This is a genomic window from Streptomyces sp. CA-288835, assembly GCF_050936385.1.
GTDB lineage: Bacteria > Actinomycetota > Actinomycetes > Streptomycetales > Streptomycetaceae > Streptomyces.
The window spans coordinates 1,782,296-1,800,901 of record NZ_JBNJMW010000001.1; the positions used below are offsets into that span (position 1 = coordinate 1,782,296).

Here is an 18,606-nt window from a genome sequence, read left to right on the forward strand (position 1 = left end):
CCGCTCCTTCAGCCGGCGTTGGCGAGTTCGGCGGCGCGGCGCGCGGCGCCGTCCATGGTGGTGGCCTGCTGGACCAGGGGGTGCGCGCGGCCGTCGAGGATCGCGCGGCCGCGTACGGCGTTGTTTCCGTCGAGGCGTACGACCAGCGGCTTGGTCAACTGGACGGTTTCCAGGGCCTGCACGATGCCGTCGGCGACCGCGTCGCAGGCGGTGATACCGCCGAAGACGTTGACGAAGACGGACTTGACGGACGGGTCGGCGAGGATGACGGAGAGGCCGTCAGCCATGATCTGGGAACTCGCTCCGCCGCCGATGTCGAGGAAGTTGGCGGGGCGTGCCCCGCAGCCGGCGACCACGTCGAGGGTCGACATGACGAGGCCCGCGCCGTTGCCGATGATGCCGACCTCGCCGTCCAGTTTCACGTAATTGAGGCCCTTCGCGGCTGCCGCAGCCTCCAGCGGGTCGTCGTGCGCCGACTCCTGTTCGCCCCAACGGGCTTGCCGGAAGCGGGCGTTGTCGTCGAGCGTTACCTTGCCGTCGAGGGCGAGGATCTGCCCTTGGGCGGTACGCACGAGGGGATTGACCTCGACGAGTACGGCGTCCTCTCGGGTCAGTACCTCCCAGAGCCGTACGAGGACGTCGACGGTCTGCGGTGGCAGGCCTGCTGTGTCGGCGATGTGTGCCGCCTTCGCCGCGGTGACGCCCTCGGCCGGGTCGATGGGGATGCGTGCCACGGCCTCCGGCCTGGTCGCAGCCACTTCCTCTATCTCCATACCGCCCTCGGCCGAGGCGATCGCAAGGAAGCGTCCGGCAGCCCGGTCGAGTACGTAACCGACGTAGAACTCGCTCTCGATGTCGACCGGTTGGGCCAACATCACTCCGCCGACGGTGTGGCCCTTGATGTCCATGCCGAGGATCTGGCGTGCCGTCAGTTCGGCGGCGGCCGGGTCGGCGGCGAGTTTCACGCCGCCCGCCTTGCCGCGTCCGCCGGTCTTCACCTGCGCTTTGACCACGACGCGCCCGCCCAGCCTGCGGGCGATCTCGCGCGCCTCCTTGGACGAGTCGGTGACCTCGGCCCGCGGCACCAAGATGCCGTGGTCCTCGAAGAGTTGCCTTGCCTGGTGTTCGTACAGGTCCATTCCGGCTCCTGCCTCAAAAGTGCCGCACGCCCCCTGGACACCACCCACTGGATGCGGGATAACAAGCTTCATACAGTATTCGTCGACTGTATGCAATCAACCGCGACGGCATCCACGAGCAGTGCGCGAACCATGCCTGAGCTGCACGTTCGCGTGCCCGATCCCCTACGAAGGGACAGGACTTCGCCATGCCCGACGACAACAGCCAGAACCTCATCTCCGGTGGGCACTTGGTCGCCAAGGCACTCAAAGCCGAGGGTGTGGAGGTCATTTACACCCTGTGCGGCGGCCACATCATCGATATCTACGACGGCTGCGTCGACGAAGGCATAGAGGTCGTCGACGTACGCCACGAACAGGTCGCCGCCCACGCCGCCGACGGCTACGCGCGCATCACCGGCAAGCCCGGCTGCGCGGTCGTCACCGCGGGTCCCGGCACGACCGACGCCGTGACGGGCGTCGCCAACGCCTTCCGCGCGGAGTCGCCCATGCTGCTGATCGGCGGCCAAGGGGCGCACACGCAGCACAAGATGGGGTCCCTTCAGGACCTGCCGCACGTCGACATGATGACGCCGATCACGAAGTTCGCGGCGACCGTTCCGGACACCGCACGCGCCGCCGACATGGTGTCGATGGCCTTCCGCGAGTGCTACCACGGCGCGCCCGGGCCCTCCTTCCTGGAGATCCCACGCGATGTGCTCGACGCCAAGGTGCCGGCCGAGAAGGCCCGGGTCCCCGCCGCCGGCCAGTACCGGGCCTCGACCCGCTCGGCCGGCGACCCCGAGGCGATCGAGAAGCTCGCCGATCTCCTCGTGCACGCCGAGAAGCCCGCGATCCTGCTGGGCAGCCAGGTCTGGACGACCCGTGGCACCGAGGCCGCCATCGACCTCGTACGCAGCCTCAACGTCCCCGCCTACATGAACGGCGCCGGACGCGGGACCCTGCCGCCCGGGGACCCGCACCACTTCCAGCTCTCCCGCCGGTACGCCTTCTCCAACGCCGACGTCATCGTCATCGTCGGCACGCCCTTCGACTTCCGTATGGGCTACGGAAAGCGGCTGTCGCCGGACGCGACCGTGGTGCAGATCGACCTCGACTACCGGACCGTCGGCAAGAACCGGGACATCGACCTCGGGATCGTCGGCGACGCGGGCCTCGTCCTGAAGTCGGTGACCGAGGCCGCCTCGGGACGCCTGAACGGGGGCGCGTCGAAGCGCAAGGAGTGGCTCGACGAGCTGCGCGCGGCCGAGCAGACGGCCATCGAGAAGCGGCTCCCCAGCCTGAGGTCGGACACCTCGCCCATCCACCCGTACCGGCTCGTCAGCGAGATCAACGACTTCCTCACCGAGGACTCCATCTACATCGGCGACGGCGGCGACATCGTCACCTTCTCCGGTCAGGTCGTACAGCCCAAGTCACCCGGGCACTGGATGGACCCGGGCCCGCTCGGCACGCTCGGCGTCGGCGTACCCTTCGTGCTCGCGGCCAAGCAGGCGCGGCCCGACAAGGAAGTGGTGGCCCTCTTCGGAGACGGTGCCTTCTCGCTCACCGGCTGGGACTTCGAGACCCTCGTCCGCTACAACCTCCCCTTCGTCGGCATCGTCGGCAACAACTCCTCGATGAACCAGATCCGTTACGGCCAGAAGGCCAAGTACGGCGAGGCACGGGAGCGCGTCGGCAACACCCTCGGCGACGTCCACTACGACAAGTTCGCCCAGATGCTCGGCGGTTACGGCGAGGAGGTCCGCGACCCCGCCGACATCGGCCCCGCCCTGAGGCGTGCCCGCGAGTCGGGCAAGCCCTCGCTGATCAACGTCTGGGTCGACCCGGACGCGTACGCCCCCGGAACCATGAACCAGACGATGTACAAGTGAGGTGCCCGCCATGACCAGCACCGCAACGCACACCGCGACGAACGAAGCGCCGAACAGCGCACCCAAGGCTCTCGAAGGCATCCGTGTCCTCGACATGACGCACGTCCAATCGGGCCCCTCCGCAACCCAGTTGTTGGCCTGGCTCGGGGCAGACGTCGTCAAGCTGGAGGCGCCGACCGGTGACATCACGCGCAAGCAGCTGCGTGACCTCCCGGACGTCGACTCCCTCTACTTCACGATGCTCAACTGCAACAAGCGGAGCATCACCCTCAACACCAAGACCGAGCGCGGCAAGGAACTCCTCACCGAGCTGATCCGGCGCTCGGACGTCATGGTCGAGAACTTCGGACCGGGCGCGATCGACCGCATGGGCTTCACCTGGGACCGCATCCAGGAGATCAATCCGCGTATCGTCTATGCCTCCATCAAGGGTTTCGGGGACGGCCCGTACACCAACTTCAAGGCGTACGAGGTCGTCGCTCAGGCCATGGGCGGGTCGATGTCGACCACCGGGTTCGAGGACGGGCCGCCGCTGGCGACGGGGGCCCAGATCGGGGACTCGGGCACGGGCATCCACGCCGTGGCGGGGATTCTCGCGGCGCTGCTTCAGCGGGAGAACACCGGGCGCGGGCAGCGGGTCAATGTGGCCATGCAGCACGCTGTGCTCAACCTCTGCCGAGTGAAGCTGCGCGATCAGCAGCGCCTGGCACACGGCCCGCTCGCTGAATATCCGAACGACGATTTCGGCGACGAAGTTCCCCGGTCCGGCAACGCGTCCGGCGGCGGCCAGCCCGGCTGGGCCGTCAAGTGCGCGCCGGGCGGGCCCAACGACTACGTGTACGTCATCGTGCAGCCCGTCGGCTGGAAGCCGATCACCGAGCTCATCGGACGGCCGGAACTGGCGGACGACCCCGAGTGGGCGACGCCGGAGGCGCGACTGCCGCAGCTCAACAAGATGTTCCAGCTGATCGAGGAATGGTCGGCCACGCTTCCCAAGTGGGAGGTCCTGGAGAAGCTCAACGCCCACAACATCCCGTGCGGGCCGATCCTGTCGACCAAGGAGATCATCGAGGATCCGTCGCTGGTCGCCAACGAGATGGTCGTCAAGGTGCCGCACCCCGAGCGGGGCGAGTTCGTGACCGTGGGCAGTCCGCTGAAGCTCTCCGACTCCCCCGTGGACGTGGCCAGTTCGCCGCTTCTCGGCGAGCACAACGAAGAGGTGTACGTCGGCGAGCTCGGCCTCGGCGACGAGGAGCTGCGCCTGCTCAAGTCGAACGGAGTGATCTGATTGATGGCCGAAGACCGGGTGCTGAGGGTGCGTACACTCCTCGACGCCGTACGGGCCGAGGGTCGGACCGCGCTGACCGCGCCCGAGGGCAAGGTGATCGCCGACGCGTACGCGATCGCCGTCCCCGGCGAGGAGCTGGCGACGGACGTCGACGAGGCGGTCGCGTACGCGTCGCGGTTCGGCGGGCCGATCGTGATGAAGATCGTCTCCCCGGACATCCTGCACAAGACCGACGCGGGCGGCGTGATCGTGGGGGTAGAGGGCGCGACCGACGTCAGGGCCGCCTTCCGCGAAATCGTCGACAACGCGCGCGCGTACGCGCCGGACGCCCGTATCGAGGGCGTACAGGTGCAGGAACTGCTGCCCCAGGGGCAGGAGGTCATCGTCGGAGCGGTGACCGATCCGACGTTCGGGAAAGTCGTCGCCTTCGGGCTGGGCGGTGTGCTGGTGGAGGTCCTGAAGGACGTCACGTTCCGCCTCGCCCCCGTAGACGCCGACGAAGCCCTGTCGATGCTGGACTCGATCCGCTCGGCGGAGATCCTGCACGGGGTGCGCGGCGCGCCGGCCGTGGACCGGTGGGCGATCGCCGAGCAGATCCGCCGGGTCTCCGAACTCGTCACGGACTTCCCGGAGATCGCCGAGGTGGACCTCAATCCGGTGATCGCCACTCCGGAGGGGGCGGTCGCGGCGGACATCCGCGTGATCCTCGCTGAGTCGGCCCCCAAGGAGCGCCGCAAGTACACGCGCGAGGAGATCCTCACCTCCATGCGCCGGCTGATGCAGCCCTCCTCGGTCGCCGTGATCGGTGCCTCCAACGAGCAGGGCAAGATCGGCAATTCGGTGATGCGCAACCTCGTCGACGGCGGCTTCTCCGGAGAGATCCACCCGGTGAACCCCAAGGCCGATGACATCTTGGGCCGCAAGGCGTACAAGAGTGTCACCGACGTTCCCGGTGAGGTGGATGTGGCGGTCTTCGCGATCCCCGCCAAGTTCGTGGCCTCGGCCCTGGAGGAGGTGGGACGCAAGGGGATCCCCAACGCCGTACTGATCCCCTCCGGGTTCGCGGAGACCGGTGAGCAGCAGCTCCAGGACGAGATCGTGGCCATCGGAGAGCGCTACGGCGTGCGGCTGCTCGGGCCGAACATCTACGGCTACTACTCGACGTGGCAGGACCTGTGCGCCACGTTCTGCACGCCGTACGACGTCAAGGGCGGCGTCGCACTCACTTCGCAGTCCGGTGGCATAGGGATGGCCATTCTGGGCTTCGCGCGCACTACGAAGACGGGTGTTTCGGCGATCGTGGGGCTCGGCAACAAGTCGGACCTGGACGAGGACGACCTGTTGACCTGGTTCGGTGAGGACCCCAACACCCGGTGCATCGCCATGCACTTGGAGGACCTGAAGGACGGGCGTGCTTTCGTGGAGGCGGCGCGGGCGACCGTTCCCAAGAAGCCGGTGGTCGTCCTGAAGGCGGGCCGTACGGCGGCCGGCGCCAAGGCGGCGGGCTCGCACACGGGCGCTCTCGCGGGCGACGACGCCGTGTACGACGACATCCTGAAGCAGGCCGGTGTCATCCGGGCCCCCGGGCTGAACGACATGCTGGAGTACGCGCGCGCGTTGCCGGTACTTCCGGCCCCTCAGGGCGACAACGTCGTGATCATCACGGGCGCCGGCGGCAGTGGCGTACTGCTGTCCGACGCGGTGACCGACAACGGCCTCTCCTTGATGGAGATTCCGCCGGACCTGGACGAGGCCTTCAGGAAGTTCATCCCGCCCTTCGGGGCCGCCGGCAACCCGGTGGACATCACCGGTGGCGAGCCCCCGTCGACGTACGAGGCGACAATTCGGCTGGGCCTTGAGGACCCGCGGATCCACTCGCTCGTCCTCGGCTACTGGCACACCATCGTGACCCCTCCCATGGTCTTCGCCGAGCTCACCGCGCGCGTGGTGGCCGAATTCCGGGAGCGCGGCATAGAGAAGCCGGTCGTGGCCTCGCTCGCGGGCGATGTCGAGGTCGAGGAGGCGTGCCAGTACCTCTTCGAGCGGGGCGTCGTGGCGTACCCGTACACGACCGAGAAGCCGGTGGCTGTGCTGGGTGCGAAGTACCGGTGGGCACGGGCGGCGGGACTCTTGGGGGGCGGTCGATGAGCTGAGCGACGGCCCGAACCACGGGGCCTGCGGTGACCGCTCGCCGCGGGCCCCTGCGCGAAGAGAACGGACAGGGGGCGCTGGCCAGACTTCTTCCACGCGAAGGGTTCGATCGACATGGCGACAACTGACATCTCCACATCCGTCCCCTACAGGGAGGTGACGGACGCCAACGGCCGGGTGTACCGGATCGGTGAATCCGATATCGACATCATGGGCCGCAAACGCAAGTGGATGGTCATCCTGCCCTGGGTGGGCATGATGGGCATCAGCTCGGCGGAGTACGCGTTCGCCTCCGCCGAGGAGACTCTGCACTCGGCACACCACTGGAGCAACGGGCACATCTTCTGGATGCTCGGTGTGTGGGTGTTCTTCCAGGCGGCCGTGGCCTTCCCCGCCGGAAAGCTCCGCGAGAGCGGGAAGCTTCCCGCCCGCTGGGCCATGATGCTGGGCGCGATCGGCACGCTCATGGGGTATGTGTCACTCGCGTACGCACCGCATGTGATCGTCGCGTACGTGGGCTTCGGCATGTTCAGCGGTATGGGCGCCGGCATGGTGTACGCGACCTGCGTGAACATGGTCGGCAAGTGGTATCCGGAGCGCAAGGGCGGCAAGACCGGCTTCGTCAACGGCGGCTTCGCCTATGGCTCGGTGCCCTTCGTGTTCATCTTCACCGGCTTCATGGATCTCTCGAACTTCCGCTGGGTCCTCGTCTCCGTCGGCGTGTTCCTCGCGGCGGTCGTCGCCGTGGCCGGCTACTTCTTCCAGGATCCGCCGAAGAACTGGTGGCCCGCCGAGGTCGACCCGCTGCGGAAACCGGACGACCCGCGCGCGCGGCGCGCACTGGAGAAAAACCCGCCCGCCGTGAAGCAGTACACACCGATCGAGGCATGGCGAACGGGCCGGGTGGGTCTCATGTGGTTCTGCCTGCTGTGCACCTCGGGCGTCAACATCTTCGGTATCGCCTTCCAGGTGCCGTTCGGCAATGACGTCGGCTTCGCGGGCGGGATCGTGGCGACCGCCATGTCCATGAAGGCGATCGTGAACGGCACCGGGCGCGGCGTCATCGGCTGGCTGTCCGACCGGTACGGCCGTAAACAGTGCCTGATCTTCGTCTGCATCGTGCTGGGTCTGTCGCAGTACGGCATCCTCTGGTCCGGCAACATCGGCAACCTGCCGCTGTTCCTGGTGTTCTCCAGCATCTCCGGATTCGGCGGCGGCGCGATCTTCCCCATGTTCGCGGCGATGACCGCGGACTACTTCGGCGAGAACAACAACGCCTCCAACTACGGCCTCGTCTACAGCTCCAAGCTGGTGTCAGGCCTGCTGGGATCCGGCATGGGCGCCGTGGTCGTGAGCGCCTGGGACTACGCGGGCGCCTTCATCCTCGCCGGTTCCATCTCGTTGTTCGCCGGCTTCGTGGCCCTGTTCCTGCACCCGCCCGGGCGGCCCCGCAAGCGGCGCATCGAACCCAACCCTCATCCGATCGGTGAGGAGATGGCCTGAGATGACGGCGGGGGTCCCAAGCGTGCGCCCTCCCGTCGGCAGCCTTCTGTGCCGACGGGAGGGCGCACGCTGTGGGAGCCGTCAGCACTTCTCGCGCAGGGAGTGCAGATGCTCGCTCGAGCGGCGGGCGAAGGTGAACGACTCGGTGGGGTTGTCGTGTTCGGCCTGCCAGTGGTGGGCGAGGCGGTGGCCCTTCAGTCGCGTGACGCCGGAGATGAAGCGCTTGTAGTCGATGTCGCCGTCGCCGACGTCGGTCATCTGGTAGCCGTAGGGGTTCGACGGGTCGCTGACGCCGTCCTTCACGTGGAAGAGCGGGTAGCGGTTGGGCCGCTTGAGTACGTAGTCGAGGGGCTCGAAGGGCGCCGGTGTGCCGTCGACCCGCTTGGAGAAGCGGAACTGGCCCACGTAGGCCCAGTAGATGTCCATCTCCAGGTAGACGAGTTTCGGGTCGGTCTCGGCGAGCAGCACGTCGTAGAGGCGGACGTTCGGCTTGTCGGTGGCGAAGGAGAACTCCTCGGAGTGGTTGTGCTGGTAGAACTTCATGCCGCGCGCCCTCGCCGCCGCGCCGTACGTGTTGAACTCCTCGGCGGCGCGCTTCCACGCGTCGACGGTCGAGCCGTAGCGGAACGGGTTCGACGCGGTGCCGATGTGCTTGAGACCGAGGGCCTGGGCGTCGTCGAGGACCTTGTTGAGGTTCTGCGCGAAGGTGTACGCGTTCGGGTCGCTGGAGTAGTAGCCGACGTGGCTGCCGATGGGGTTCAGGCCATGGTCGCGGGCCAGCCGCTTGAGTTGGGCGAGTGTGATGGGTCCCGCCGAGCCCTGGGTGTATCCGGCGAACTCGACCTCGTCGTACCCGTACTTCTTCAACTCGGCGAAGACGGGGGCGAAGCCGAGCGTGGAGACCTTGTCGCGGAGGCTGTACAGCTGGATGCCGAGCCGGCCGGGCGGCAGGACGGGGCGGCTCCGGCCCGCTTCGGCGGCCGCGGCGGGGGTGGCGGCGGTGCCGAGCAGTGCTGCGGCAGTGGCGCCCGCGGCCACGCCGAGCATGCCTCTTCTGCTGAGGCGGTGGGTGAGTTCGGGATCGTCGTTCTTGCTGGTGACGGCCGTGAAGGCGGTGCGGCTGGAGCGGCTCATGCCTGGAACTCCTCGGTGTCGAAGGGCGTTGTCAGTGGTGAGTGCTTCACTTGTGACCAGTTGGAAGAGACAGGTCGGGTGGGACCGCGGGCCATGGCGTGCCCGTCGGCGCCGATCAGTCGAGACCGGTCGGATGGAGCAGGAGCGATTTCATGTCGGTGGCCGAGGGGCGGCCGTCGACAGTGCGGGGGGTGGAGCAGATGGGGAGCGGACGTTCGTCGTCGCTCGTGGGAAGGCGGCCGTGGCTGCCGCGAATAGGTGACGGGTCGATAGGCACGACCGTCACGCCATAACACCTGGGCCGGCTCACAGTTCGGTTCACGGACTGGATCACGGCAGCTCCTTCAAGCCGAGGTCCGTCAACAGGTCGCGGGCGAGGGTGAGTTCGGCGGCGATTCCGTCCGCGAGCTGGGGGCGGCTGCGTGGGCGCAACTCGGCCGGGAGGGTCTGCCAGGTGTAGGTCTCGACTTCCAGATGACGGGTGAGCGGGTGCGGGCCGCCCACCAGCCGGGTCAGTACGTCCTTGAGTACGGGCAGCGTGGAAGAGAGGGGCGCGGCAGGCGCCGCGTGCAACGGGACGTGGAAGTGGGCGCGCCACGGGGACGTGTCGGGCAATGCGTCGCCCTTGAGAGCTTCACCGAGGTCGTCGGTGCCGACGAGGCCGGCTGCGATGGCGGTGACGCGGGTCTGGTGCAGGAAGCGGGGCTCGTCGAACGCGGAGAGGGCCTCGCGTACTTCGGGAAGGTGGGGGTGTTCGGCGTGCAGAGCGGCTGAGAGCTGCGACTTGATGATGGGGACGCGGGCGGTGGCCAGCGCGTCCAGGGCGGTGTGCGGATCTTCGAAGGAGGTGGCGAGATGACAGGTGTCGACACAGACCCCGATGCGGTCGTGACCGATCGCGGTGAGCGGGGCGATGGCATCGGTGGTGGTTTCGACGATGCAGCCGGGCTCCGGCTCGAGGCCGATACGGATGGAGCGGCCGGTCAACTCCTCCAGGGCGTCGAGGCGTTCGGCCAGGGTGGCAAGGGCCGTGTGGGCCTGGACGGCACGGGTGTCGTCATAGGTGGTGCGCCACGCGAGCGGCAGGGTGGAGATGCTGCCTTCGGTGACGTCGTCGGGCAGCAGGCCGGCGAGGACACGGGCGAGGGCGGTGGTGTGCTCGAGACGCTCGGCGTCGGCCCAGTCCGGCTTGTACACGCGGTACTTGACCTCTTCGGCGCCGAAGCCTTCGTACGGGAAGCCGTTGAGGGTGACGACCTCAAGGCCTCGGGCATCGAGCTCGGTGCGCAGCCGGCGCAGGGCGGACGGGTCGCTCACGAGGGCGTGAGCGGCGTCCTTGGCCAGCCACAGGCCGATGCCGAGGCGGTCGCGGCCGAGGCGTCGGCGTACGGGTTCGCAGTGGTCGCGGAGTTGGGCGAGAACGCCGTCGAACGTCTCGGCCGGGTGGACGTTGGTGCAATACGCGAGGTGGACGGTCGAGCCGTCGGGGTGTCGGAAGCGCATGGGTCACGCCTCCGAGGTGGCCGCGTCGGTGGCAGGGGCGCCGCGGAGGATGGAGTTGCCCTCATGGGTGGCGTCCGTGTCAGCGACGTCGAGGGTGAGCCGGCCGCTGAGTCCGTAGAAGGCGACGGGGTTGCGCCACAGCACCTGGTCGACGTCGTCCTCGGTGAATCCTGCCTCGAGCATGGCGTCACCGACCTTGCGGGTCTTGAGGGGATCGCTTCTGCCCCAGTCGGCCGCGGAGTTGACCAGGACCTTCTCGGGCCCGTACTCCCGCAGCACCGCGACCATCCGTTCCTCGTCCATCTTGGTGTCCGGATAGACGGAGAACCCGAGCCAGCAGCCGCCGTCCTTGGCCTCCTTGACCGTGGTCTCGTTGAGGTGGTCGACCAGCACCCGGTCCGGGGGCAGCGCGGACTCCCGGACGACGTCGAGGGTGCGGCGCAGGCCCGCCAACTTGTCCCGGTGCGGGGTGTGGACGAGGGCGGGCAGCGCATGGTCGGCGGCGAGCTGGAGCTGGAGAGCCAGTGCGCTGTCCTCGGCGGGGGTCATCGAGTCGTAGCCGATCTCGCCGACGGCCACGACCTGGTCCTTGACGAGATACCGGGGCAGTTCGTCGAGGACGGGCACACAGCGGGGGTCGTTCGCTTCCTTGGGGTTGAGGGCGAGCGTGCAGTGGTGGGCGATGCCGTACTGGGCGGCGCGGAAGGGCTCCCAGCCCAGAAGTGAGTCGAAGTAGTCGAGGAAGGAGGCGGGTGAGGTGCGGGGCTGGCCGAGCCAGAAGGAGGGCTCGACAACCGCTCGCACGCCGGCCGTGTACATGGCCTCGTAGTCGTCGGTGGTCCGTGACGTCATATGAATGTGGGGGTCGAAGATGCGCATCAGGACTCCTTGCCGGACGGGGTGCCGGGGTGGTCCGACGTTGCCGAAACGGTCGGCACATCGCTCCCGGGCTCGGTCAGGGCCAGGACGCGGTACAGGTCCTCGGGCACGGGACGGCCCGCGGCGGAGCGTTCGTCGGCGTAGTCGCCGAGCATGCGGGCCAGTTCGAAGTCGGCGCGGGCCCGGTGGGGCAGGTCGGCCACCGCGTCGATGGGGACGCCGGTGAACAGGCACTTCAGGACCGCGTGCCGCCAGTTGTGGGCGTCCAGATGCCGGGCGGCGTACGGGCCGACGGCCGCGGCCAGAAGCCGGGTGTCGTTGGTGCGCAGGGCGTCCTCGACGATCGGCAGGGCGTCGGGGCCCGGTACGAGGTCGGGGAGGGCCTGCAGGACGGCGCGGCGTTCGGCGGCGGTGCCCTGACGGTAGACGCGGGCCAGGGTGTCGGCATCGGCCTGAGCAGCGTGCAGGAGGAGGACGCGGGCGGCGTCGGCGTGCTCGGGTCCGCAACGGCGCCCGGCTTCGGCGATGCGCAACTCCCAGGCGGAGATGGGCCCGTGACTACCTGGGTGGGCCGCAGCCTCGTCCAGGGCACGGTCCAGCCAGGCGCGGGCGGTGGCGTCCAGCTGGGAGTTCAGCCGGGCGCGCAGGGCGGCGACGGCTTCCGTCGGCTCCGGCGTGGCGGGAGAAGGGGCGGGGGGAGAAGGAGCGGCGGCGTTGTGGAGGTGGTTCACGGGGTTCTCCCTTCGGAGGCGGCGGGGCCCTCGCCGGGGATCGGTGACTCGTCGTCGGGGACTTGGGAGCTGTTGGGGCCTTGGGAGCCGTCGGGACCTGGGAATCCCTCAGGGTCTTGGGATCCGCCAAGGTCTTGGGACCCGTCAGCGATGTGGGAGCTGTCGGAGTCCGGCGAGCTGCCGGGCTTTTGAGCCAGGAGACCAGCGGCCGCATGGTGCAGGAACTGGAGGGATTGCTTGGCGAGTTGAGGGCCAGCGTGGGAATGGCGGGGTAGTTCGACGACGATCAGGCCCTGATAGGGGGTGGTGGCCAGGGCTTGGAGTACGGGCGGGAAGTCGATCTCGCCGTCGCCGAAGGGGAGGTGTTCATGGAGGCCGCGGCGCATGTCCTCGATCTGGACGTGGCGGAGCCAGGGGGCGGCGGCGCGTACGCACTCCGCGGGTGAGAGGGGTTCGAGGCACTGGCAGTGGCCGATGTCGAGGGTGAGACCGAGGGTGGCGGGGCTGCCCAAAGTTCGGCGGAGGCGGTGGAAGTCGTCGAGGGTGGCGAGGAGGTGGCCGGGTTCGGGTTCGATGGCGAGTGGGATGCCGGCAGTGGTGGCGGTGTCGAGGACGGGGGTGAGTGATTCGGCGAGGCGTTTCCAGGCGGTGTCCTCGTCCGTGTCCTCGGGGGTGATCCCGCTGAAGCAGTGCACGGCGTGGGCGCCCAGGTCGGTGGCTACCTGAACCGCCCGGCTCAACAGGTCGACGCGTCGGGCCCGTTGCTCCGGATCCGGGTCGAGCAGCGATGGACCGTGCTTGCACCACGGGTCGAGGACGTAGCGTGCGCCGGTCTCGATGGTGACGCCCAGTCCGAGTTCGTCCAGCCTGCGGGCGACTCGGCGGGTGCGGGCCGCGAGGTCCGGGGCGAGCGGGTCCAGGTGCATGTGGTCGAGGGTCAGTCCTACGCCGTCGTAGCCGAGGTCGGCGAGGAGGGAGAGGGCGTCGTTGAGACGGAGGTCGGTGAGGCCGTTGGTGCCGTAGCCGAAGTGGAGGGGGTGATCGTTGGGCTGAGGGTCGACTGCCGAAGCCCACCTCGCTGACCCGCGCCCCAAGCCTCTCATCGCCCTTCCCCCGAAAGCCCTCGCGACTCCCGCTCCCTCGACGTTCCCGACGCCCCCAACCGCCCCGCAAACCCCACCAGTTCCGCGTACTGCTCCCCCAACGCCGAAGGCCCGCCACCAACCGGATCCTTGAAATAGAAGCCCAGCTCACCCAACGGACCCGACAGGCCCACCTCCTGGGCCCGTGCCACCAAGCGCACCAAATCCAGGACCAGGGGTGCGGCGAGGGCGGAGTCGCAGCCCTGCCACGTCGTCTGGAGGATCATGCGGGTGCCGAGGAAGCCGTCGAAGGCGATGTGGTCCCAGGCGGTCTTCCAGTCGCCGAGGGCCGGTACGTCGTCGATGTGGACCTCGCCCTCGGGGACCGCGGGGAGGGTGTCGGCGAGGACGCGTTCCTTGCCGGCGTTCTTCGCGGCCGCGGCAGCGGGGTCAGACAGGGCCGCGCCGTCTCCGCCGCCGAGCAGGTTGGTGCCGGACCAGGCGCGGACCGTCAACGCGCGCTGGGCGAACATCGGGCCCAGTACCGAGCGCAGCAGGGTCTGGCCGGTCTTGCCGTCACGGCCGGCGTACGGCAGCCCGGACTCGGCGGCGGCTGATGCCAGCGCCGGGTGGTGGAGCCCCGTGGAGGGGGTGAAGTTGACGTACGGACAGCCGGCCCGCAACGCCGCAGCGGCGTAGAGCGAGCTCGGGGGCAGTTCGGTCCCGACCGGGGCCGGTTCCGTGGAGGCGACGTTCACGACCACCGCCCGGGCGAGGCCGTGGCGGCGTACGAAGTCACGCATGTCCGCGGCGAAGGCGGCCACCAGTTCCTCCGTGTCCCGGGTGTCGCCGGGGAGCGGACCGCCTGGCCTGATCTCCCGGTCCGCGGCGGCGAGTTCGGCGCCCACGGCTGTCGGGAGGCCGTGCGGCAGGACTCCTCCGGCGGCCAGTGCCTCTGCGCGCTTGGGCAGGGGGCAGTCCATCGTGTCGTGGCCGCCGAAGACGAGGGACGACAACGGCGGCAGTCCGGAGCCGGAGAAGGGGTCGGTCTCGGTGACCATGCCCGTCGGAGGATGCAGGCCCGCGGTCATGGCCGCGCAGCCCGCGACGACGGTCGTGGCGACGGAACCGCGCGCTCCGATCAGCCACACGCCCACCCGTGACTCGGGCACCCGCGACTCGGACATCCGTGACTCGGAAGGGAACGGTTCGACGGACATGGTCAGCCTCCTTGTCGTACGCGAACCAAAGGGCCGTACAGAAAGCCATACAGAAACCAGAGGAAAGACGGCGGGCGGGGGTCCGGCGTCCCCCGCCCGCCGTCGCTCAATCGCCCTGCGCAGCAGACCGCGCGGGCAGTTCCTTGATCCGGATGTCACGGAAGGACACCTGGTCTTCGGCCCCGTGGTTCTGGATGCCGATATGACCGTCGCGCAGGCTGCGTACCGGATCGGTGTTGGTGAAATCGTTGATCTTCACGCCGTTGAGATAGACGCGGAGCCGTTCGCCCTCCACGCGGATCTCGTACGTGTTCCACTCCCCCGGCGGGTTCAGCGCACGGTCACGCTTCTTGATGTCGGCGGACTGGAAGCTGTACACGGCCCCGGTGGTGCGATCGGGGGCGTCGGTCGCGTCGATCTGGATCTCGTACCCGTTGTTGACGGCCGACCAGGGATCGTCGGAGGCCGGGAAGCCCACGAAGACACCGGAGTTGTCGTCACCGGAGGCACTCGCCATCTTCCAGTCGAGCTTCAGCGAGTACGAACCGAAGCCCGAGGCGCCGTACCAGAGCATGCCCAGGCCACCCACCGACGTCAGCGTGCCGTCGTCGCCCAGCGTGAACGAGCCCGGCCCCGCCTGCTTCCAGGCGGACAGTGACGCCTCGGTGCCGTCGAAGAGCTGCCGGTAACCGTTCTCCGGACGGCAGTCGGCCTCCGTGGCCCCGATCGCCCAGCGGAGTCCGCCCAGCAAGTGCTGCCGGACGGCGGGGTCGGCGTACGACTCCTTGGTGTGGCCGACGCCGGTGTAGAAGGCGCGGCCGCCCTGGTAGTTCTGGCACCAGGCGATCGGGTGGTCGCCGTTCATCGTGCCGCCGGTGTACGACGACTCGTCGAGTGAGGCCAGGACATGGGCGCGTTCCCGCGGATTGGAGCGGTAGTCGTACCACTCGTCCGTACGGTTCCAGGACTCCGGGAGATGCGCGGTGGCCGGATGCGCATGGTCCTCGACCTCGATCCGTGCGGGCTGGATCGCCGGGTGCGACTTGAAGTAGGCGCCCACCAGGCCGCCGTAGAAGGACCAGTCGTACTCGGTGTCGGCGGCGGCATGGATGCCCACATAACCGCCCCCGCGCTGGATGTAGCTCTCGAAGGCCTTCTGCTGGCCCGCGTTGAGCACATCGCCGGTGGTGGACAGGAACACGACGGCGTCGTACTTGGCGAGGTTGCGGGAGGTGAATGCAGCCCCGTTCTCCGTCGCGTCCACGGCGAATCCGTTCGCGGCGCCGAGGTCCTTCACCGCGGCGATCCCCTCCGGGATGGAGTCGTGCCGGAACCCGGCGGTCTTGGAGAACACCAGCACCCGGCCGTCCGCACGACCCTTGACATCAGCCTCCTTCGACTCAGCCTGCTGCCCATCAGGCCCTTCAGGCCCCTTGGACGCGGCCGGCCCCGACACACACCCGATGAGCAGGGCGGCGCCTAACAGCGCGGTCACCGTTCTGCCTGTTGCTCGCATCGCGTCGCCCTCCCTCAGCCGGTTGTGAACGTGAAGTCGTCGACCTCGTACAGCGCTCCGGTGCCACGCCCCTTGAACACGAGGTAGAGCGTGGTCGTCCCGCGCGGTGCGCCCTTCAGGGACGTACTGACGTCCTGATACTTCTCCCAGCCGCCCGTCGCCGGCACGGTCGCCGTGCCGAGCAGGCGCCCCTTGGCCGAGCCCGCGCGAATCTCGAGCTTTCCGCCCGCACCCTCGGAGGCGACGCGTGCCGTGATCTTCTTGGCGTTGCTCAGGACGAAGGGCTCGAAGGAGATCCAGTCGCCGTTGTTGATGTCGCCGACGGTCTCGCCGCCGTGCGCGGTGGCACGTGTCTGCACCTTGGCTCCCGAGGCCTTCCCGAAGTGCTCGGCCTGGCGGTGCTTGGGCTGGACGACGCCCTGGTCGTGCGTGGTCAGCGCCTCCTGGCCGCCACCACCGCCGTCGGTGTACTCCGCGTCGAAGACGCCGAAGATGTTCGCGTCCTCGTCATGGCCGCCGTCGGCGCTGGTCTGGATGGTGCCGGTGCAACCGTTCGCCGAGGTCACCGGGTGACCGTGGCTGTCGTGGCCGAGGATGAAGGTGACCTTCACCTTGGCGCAGTCGATGGTCCCGTCCTCCGGGTCGGTGACCTTCACCTTGAACGGCACGGCGTCCCCGAAGCTGAACAGCTGCCCGTCACGCGGCAGTTCAAGGGTCACCTTCGGCGCCGTGTTGCCCACCACGACCTGCACACTGGAGCTGCCGGTGCGACCGCTGGGGTCCTTGGCCGTCAGCGTCGCCGTGTACGTGCCGTTCTTCGTGTACTTGTGCGTGGGGTTCGCCGACGTGGACTTGCCGCCGTCGCCGAAGTCCCAGCTGTACGTGAGGGAGTCGCCGTCCGCGTCACTGGTGCCGGCGGAGGAGAACTTCACCTTCAGCGGTGCCTGTCCTGACGTACGGTCGGCTGCGGCCTGCGCCACGGGCGAGTGTCCGTCGGTCGCGTTCTCGATCCGGTACAGAGCGGAGTTCTCGTCGCCGCCGAACCACGCCAGGCCGTAGTCGAGGACGTACAGCGCGCCGTCCGGGCCGAACTCCATGTCCATCACCTGGGTGCCGGTCCACGGGATGTCGTTGATCGACTGCACCGTGCCGTCGGCGTCCGAGGTGATCCGCTTGATCCAGCGGCGGCCGAACTCCCCGGCGAAGAAGTCACCGTCGTACGCCTCGGGGAACTTGACCGGTGAGTCGAGGTTCGGGTCGTAATGGTAGACCGGGCCGCCCATCGGGGACTCGGAGCCGTCGCCGAACTCGGGGACGGACGCGCCGTCGTACGGAATCCAGGCGGTCTGCGCCGGCGGCAGGTCGGTCAGGCCAGTGTTGTTCGGCGAGGTGTTCTTGGGGGCGGCGCAGTCAAATGCCGCACCGGAAGCGCCGGTTGCGAAGTCGTAGTCCACGTAGGCGTCGTTGTCGCCGGTGCAGTACGGCCAGCCGAAGTTGCCTGGCTTGGTGATGCGGGCGAACTCGACCTGGCCCGCGGGGCCACGGGCAGGGTTTGCGGCCCCGGCGTCTGGGCCGTATTCACCCACGTACAGAATCCCGGTCTTCTTGTCGACGCTGAAGCGGAACGGGTTGCGCAGGCCCATCGCGTAGATCTCGGGGCGCGTCTTGTCCGTGCCGGGGGCGAAGAGGTTGCCGTCGGGGATGGCGTAGGAGCCATCGGCGTTCACCTTGATGCGGAGGATCTTGCCGCGCAGGTCGTTGGTGTTGCCGGCCGTGCGCTGGGCGTCGAAGGCCGGGTTGCGGTTCGCGCGCTCGTCGATGGGGGTGAAGCCGTCCGACTGGAACGGGTTGGAGTCGTCACCGGTCGACAGATACAGGTTCCCCGCCGCGTCGAAGTCGATGTCGCCGCCGACGTGGCAGCAGATGCCGCGGGATGCCGGGACGTCGAGGATCTTCTTCTCGCTGGCGTTGTCGAGGGTCCCGTCGGCCTTCAGGACGAAGCGGGAGAGCCGGTTGACGCCGTCGAAGGGCGCGAAGTCGGCGGCGGTGCCCGTCTCCGGGGCATCGCCCGCCGGGGTGTTCATCGGCGGGGCGTAGTAGAGGTAGATGAAGCGGTTGTCGGCGAAGCCCGGGTCGACGCCTACGCCCTGAAGGCCTTCCTCGTCGTGCGCGTACACGTCGAGTTTGCCCGCGAGCTTCGTGGTGCCCGCGGCGTCGGTGAGCCTCAACTCACCGTCGCGCGAGGTGTGCAGGACCGAGCGGTCCGGGAGGACGGCGAGCGACATAGGCTCACCGGTCTCGGGTTCGCCCTTGGCGAGGGTCACCTGCTGGAAGTCCTCGGCCTTGGGCTCGACAGCCGCCGCGGGAGCAGCGCCACCCGGGTCGGCGACGGCCGCGCCCGCCGCTGGGGCGGTGAGGCCGAGTGAGGCGCCCGCGAGCAGCAGACCGCTCAGCAACGCGAGGGCCCCACGAAGTCTCGGACGTCTGGTGTGGCTTCTGGTGTTCCTGTTTCTGACATGCGGGTGCACGAATTGCCTCCACGATGGGGCTGGTCGTACGGGTGTGTGCGGAACGCCGGGGTGCGCC

Annotated in this window: 13 protein-coding genes and 1 pseudogene; 4 read left to right on the forward strand and 10 right to left on the reverse strand. The window is 68.6% G+C overall.

Going from position 1 to position 18,606, the window contains the following annotated elements:
* Positions 1 to 8 precede the first annotated feature (8 nt).
* A complete protein-coding gene (gene sucC / locus ACQEVY_RS08120) occupies positions 9 to 1,139 on the reverse strand; it encodes an ADP-forming succinate--CoA ligase subunit beta (RefSeq protein WP_432946304.1) in 1,131 nt (376 codons plus the stop codon).
* 188 nt (positions 1,140 to 1,327) lie between these two features.
* Here sucC and ACQEVY_RS08125 point away from each other — a divergent pair, with 188 nt between their 5' ends.
* The 4 genes from ACQEVY_RS08125 to ACQEVY_RS08140 all read left to right on the forward strand — a co-directional run bounded on the left by ACQEVY_RS08125 (position 1,328) and on the right by ACQEVY_RS08140 (position 7,955).
* On the forward strand, positions 1,328 to 3,013 hold the full coding sequence (locus tag ACQEVY_RS08125) for a thiamine pyrophosphate-binding protein (protein ID WP_432946306.1): 1,686 nt from the start codon (positions 1,328 to 1,330) through the stop codon (positions 3,011 to 3,013).
* Between the two features lie 10 nt (positions 3,014 to 3,023).
* Positions 3,024 to 4,301 carry a formyl-CoA transferase gene (frc, locus tag ACQEVY_RS08130; RefSeq protein ID WP_432946308.1) on the forward strand — a complete coding sequence of 426 codons (1,278 nt, stop codon included), beginning with the start codon at positions 3,024 to 3,026 and terminating at the stop codon, positions 4,299 to 4,301.
* A 3-nt stretch (positions 4,302 to 4,304) separates the two neighbouring features.
* A complete protein-coding gene (locus ACQEVY_RS08135) occupies positions 4,305 to 6,449 on the forward strand; it encodes an acetate--CoA ligase family protein (RefSeq protein ID WP_432946310.1) in 2,145 nt (714 codons plus the stop codon).
* Positions 6,450 to 6,566: 117 nt separating this feature from the next.
* Positions 6,567 to 7,955 (forward strand): OFA family MFS transporter, encoded by a 1,389-nt coding sequence (locus ACQEVY_RS08140; RefSeq protein ID WP_432946312.1) that lies wholly within the window; start codon positions 6,567 to 6,569, stop codon positions 7,953 to 7,955.
* Between the two features lie 81 nt (positions 7,956 to 8,036).
* Here ACQEVY_RS08140 and ACQEVY_RS08145 read toward each other — a convergent pair whose 3' ends face one another.
* The 9 genes and pseudogenes from ACQEVY_RS08145 to ACQEVY_RS08185 all read right to left on the reverse strand — a co-directional run bounded on the left by ACQEVY_RS08145 (position 8,037) and on the right by ACQEVY_RS08185 (position 18,548).
* On the reverse strand, positions 8,037 to 9,089 hold the full coding sequence (locus tag ACQEVY_RS08145) for a sugar phosphate isomerase/epimerase family protein (RefSeq protein WP_432946314.1): 1,053 nt from the start codon (positions 9,087 to 9,089) through the stop codon (positions 8,037 to 8,039).
* Between the two features lie 115 nt (positions 9,090 to 9,204).
* Positions 9,205 to 9,381: pseudogene (locus ACQEVY_RS08150) on the reverse strand (alkaline phosphatase family protein); the annotation flags it as partial.
* Between the two features lie 38 nt (positions 9,382 to 9,419).
* Positions 9,420 to 10,592 (reverse strand): metabolite traffic protein EboE, encoded by a 1,173-nt coding sequence (gene eboE, locus ACQEVY_RS08155; RefSeq protein WP_432946316.1) that lies wholly within the window; start codon positions 10,590 to 10,592, stop codon positions 9,420 to 9,422.
* Positions 10,593 to 10,595: 3 nt separating this feature from the next.
* The gene (locus ACQEVY_RS08160; RefSeq protein WP_432946318.1) at positions 10,596 to 11,471 is read right to left on the reverse strand and encodes a TatD family hydrolase; all 876 of its coding nucleotides are present in this window, start codon (positions 11,469 to 11,471) and stop codon (positions 10,596 to 10,598) included.
* Entirely contained in the window at positions 11,471 to 12,202 is a 732-nt protein-coding gene (locus ACQEVY_RS08165; RefSeq protein ID WP_432946320.1) for an EboA domain-containing protein, read from the reverse strand. The genes ACQEVY_RS08160 and ACQEVY_RS08165 overlap by 1 nt, the downstream gene beginning before the upstream one ends.
* Entirely contained in the window at positions 12,199 to 13,305 is a 1,107-nt protein-coding gene (locus tag ACQEVY_RS08170) for a sugar phosphate isomerase/epimerase family protein (RefSeq protein ID WP_432946322.1), read from the reverse strand. Before ACQEVY_RS08170 ends, ACQEVY_RS08165 begins: the two co-directional genes overlap by 4 nt.
* Entirely contained in the window at positions 13,302 to 14,504 is a 1,203-nt protein-coding gene (locus ACQEVY_RS08175; protein WP_432946324.1) for an inositol-3-phosphate synthase, read from the reverse strand. Before ACQEVY_RS08175 ends, ACQEVY_RS08170 begins: the two co-directional genes overlap by 4 nt.
* A gap of 106 nt (positions 14,505 to 14,610) precedes the next feature.
* The gene (locus tag ACQEVY_RS08180) at positions 14,611 to 16,020 is read right to left on the reverse strand and encodes a ThuA domain-containing protein (protein WP_432946326.1); all 1,410 of its coding nucleotides are present in this window, start codon (positions 16,018 to 16,020) and stop codon (positions 14,611 to 14,613) included.
* Positions 16,021 to 16,034: 14 nt separating this feature from the next.
* Positions 16,035 to 18,548 (reverse strand): PQQ-dependent sugar dehydrogenase, encoded by a 2,514-nt coding sequence (locus ACQEVY_RS08185; RefSeq protein ID WP_432946328.1) that lies wholly within the window; start codon positions 18,546 to 18,548, stop codon positions 16,035 to 16,037.
* Positions 18,549 to 18,606 lie beyond the last annotated feature (58 nt).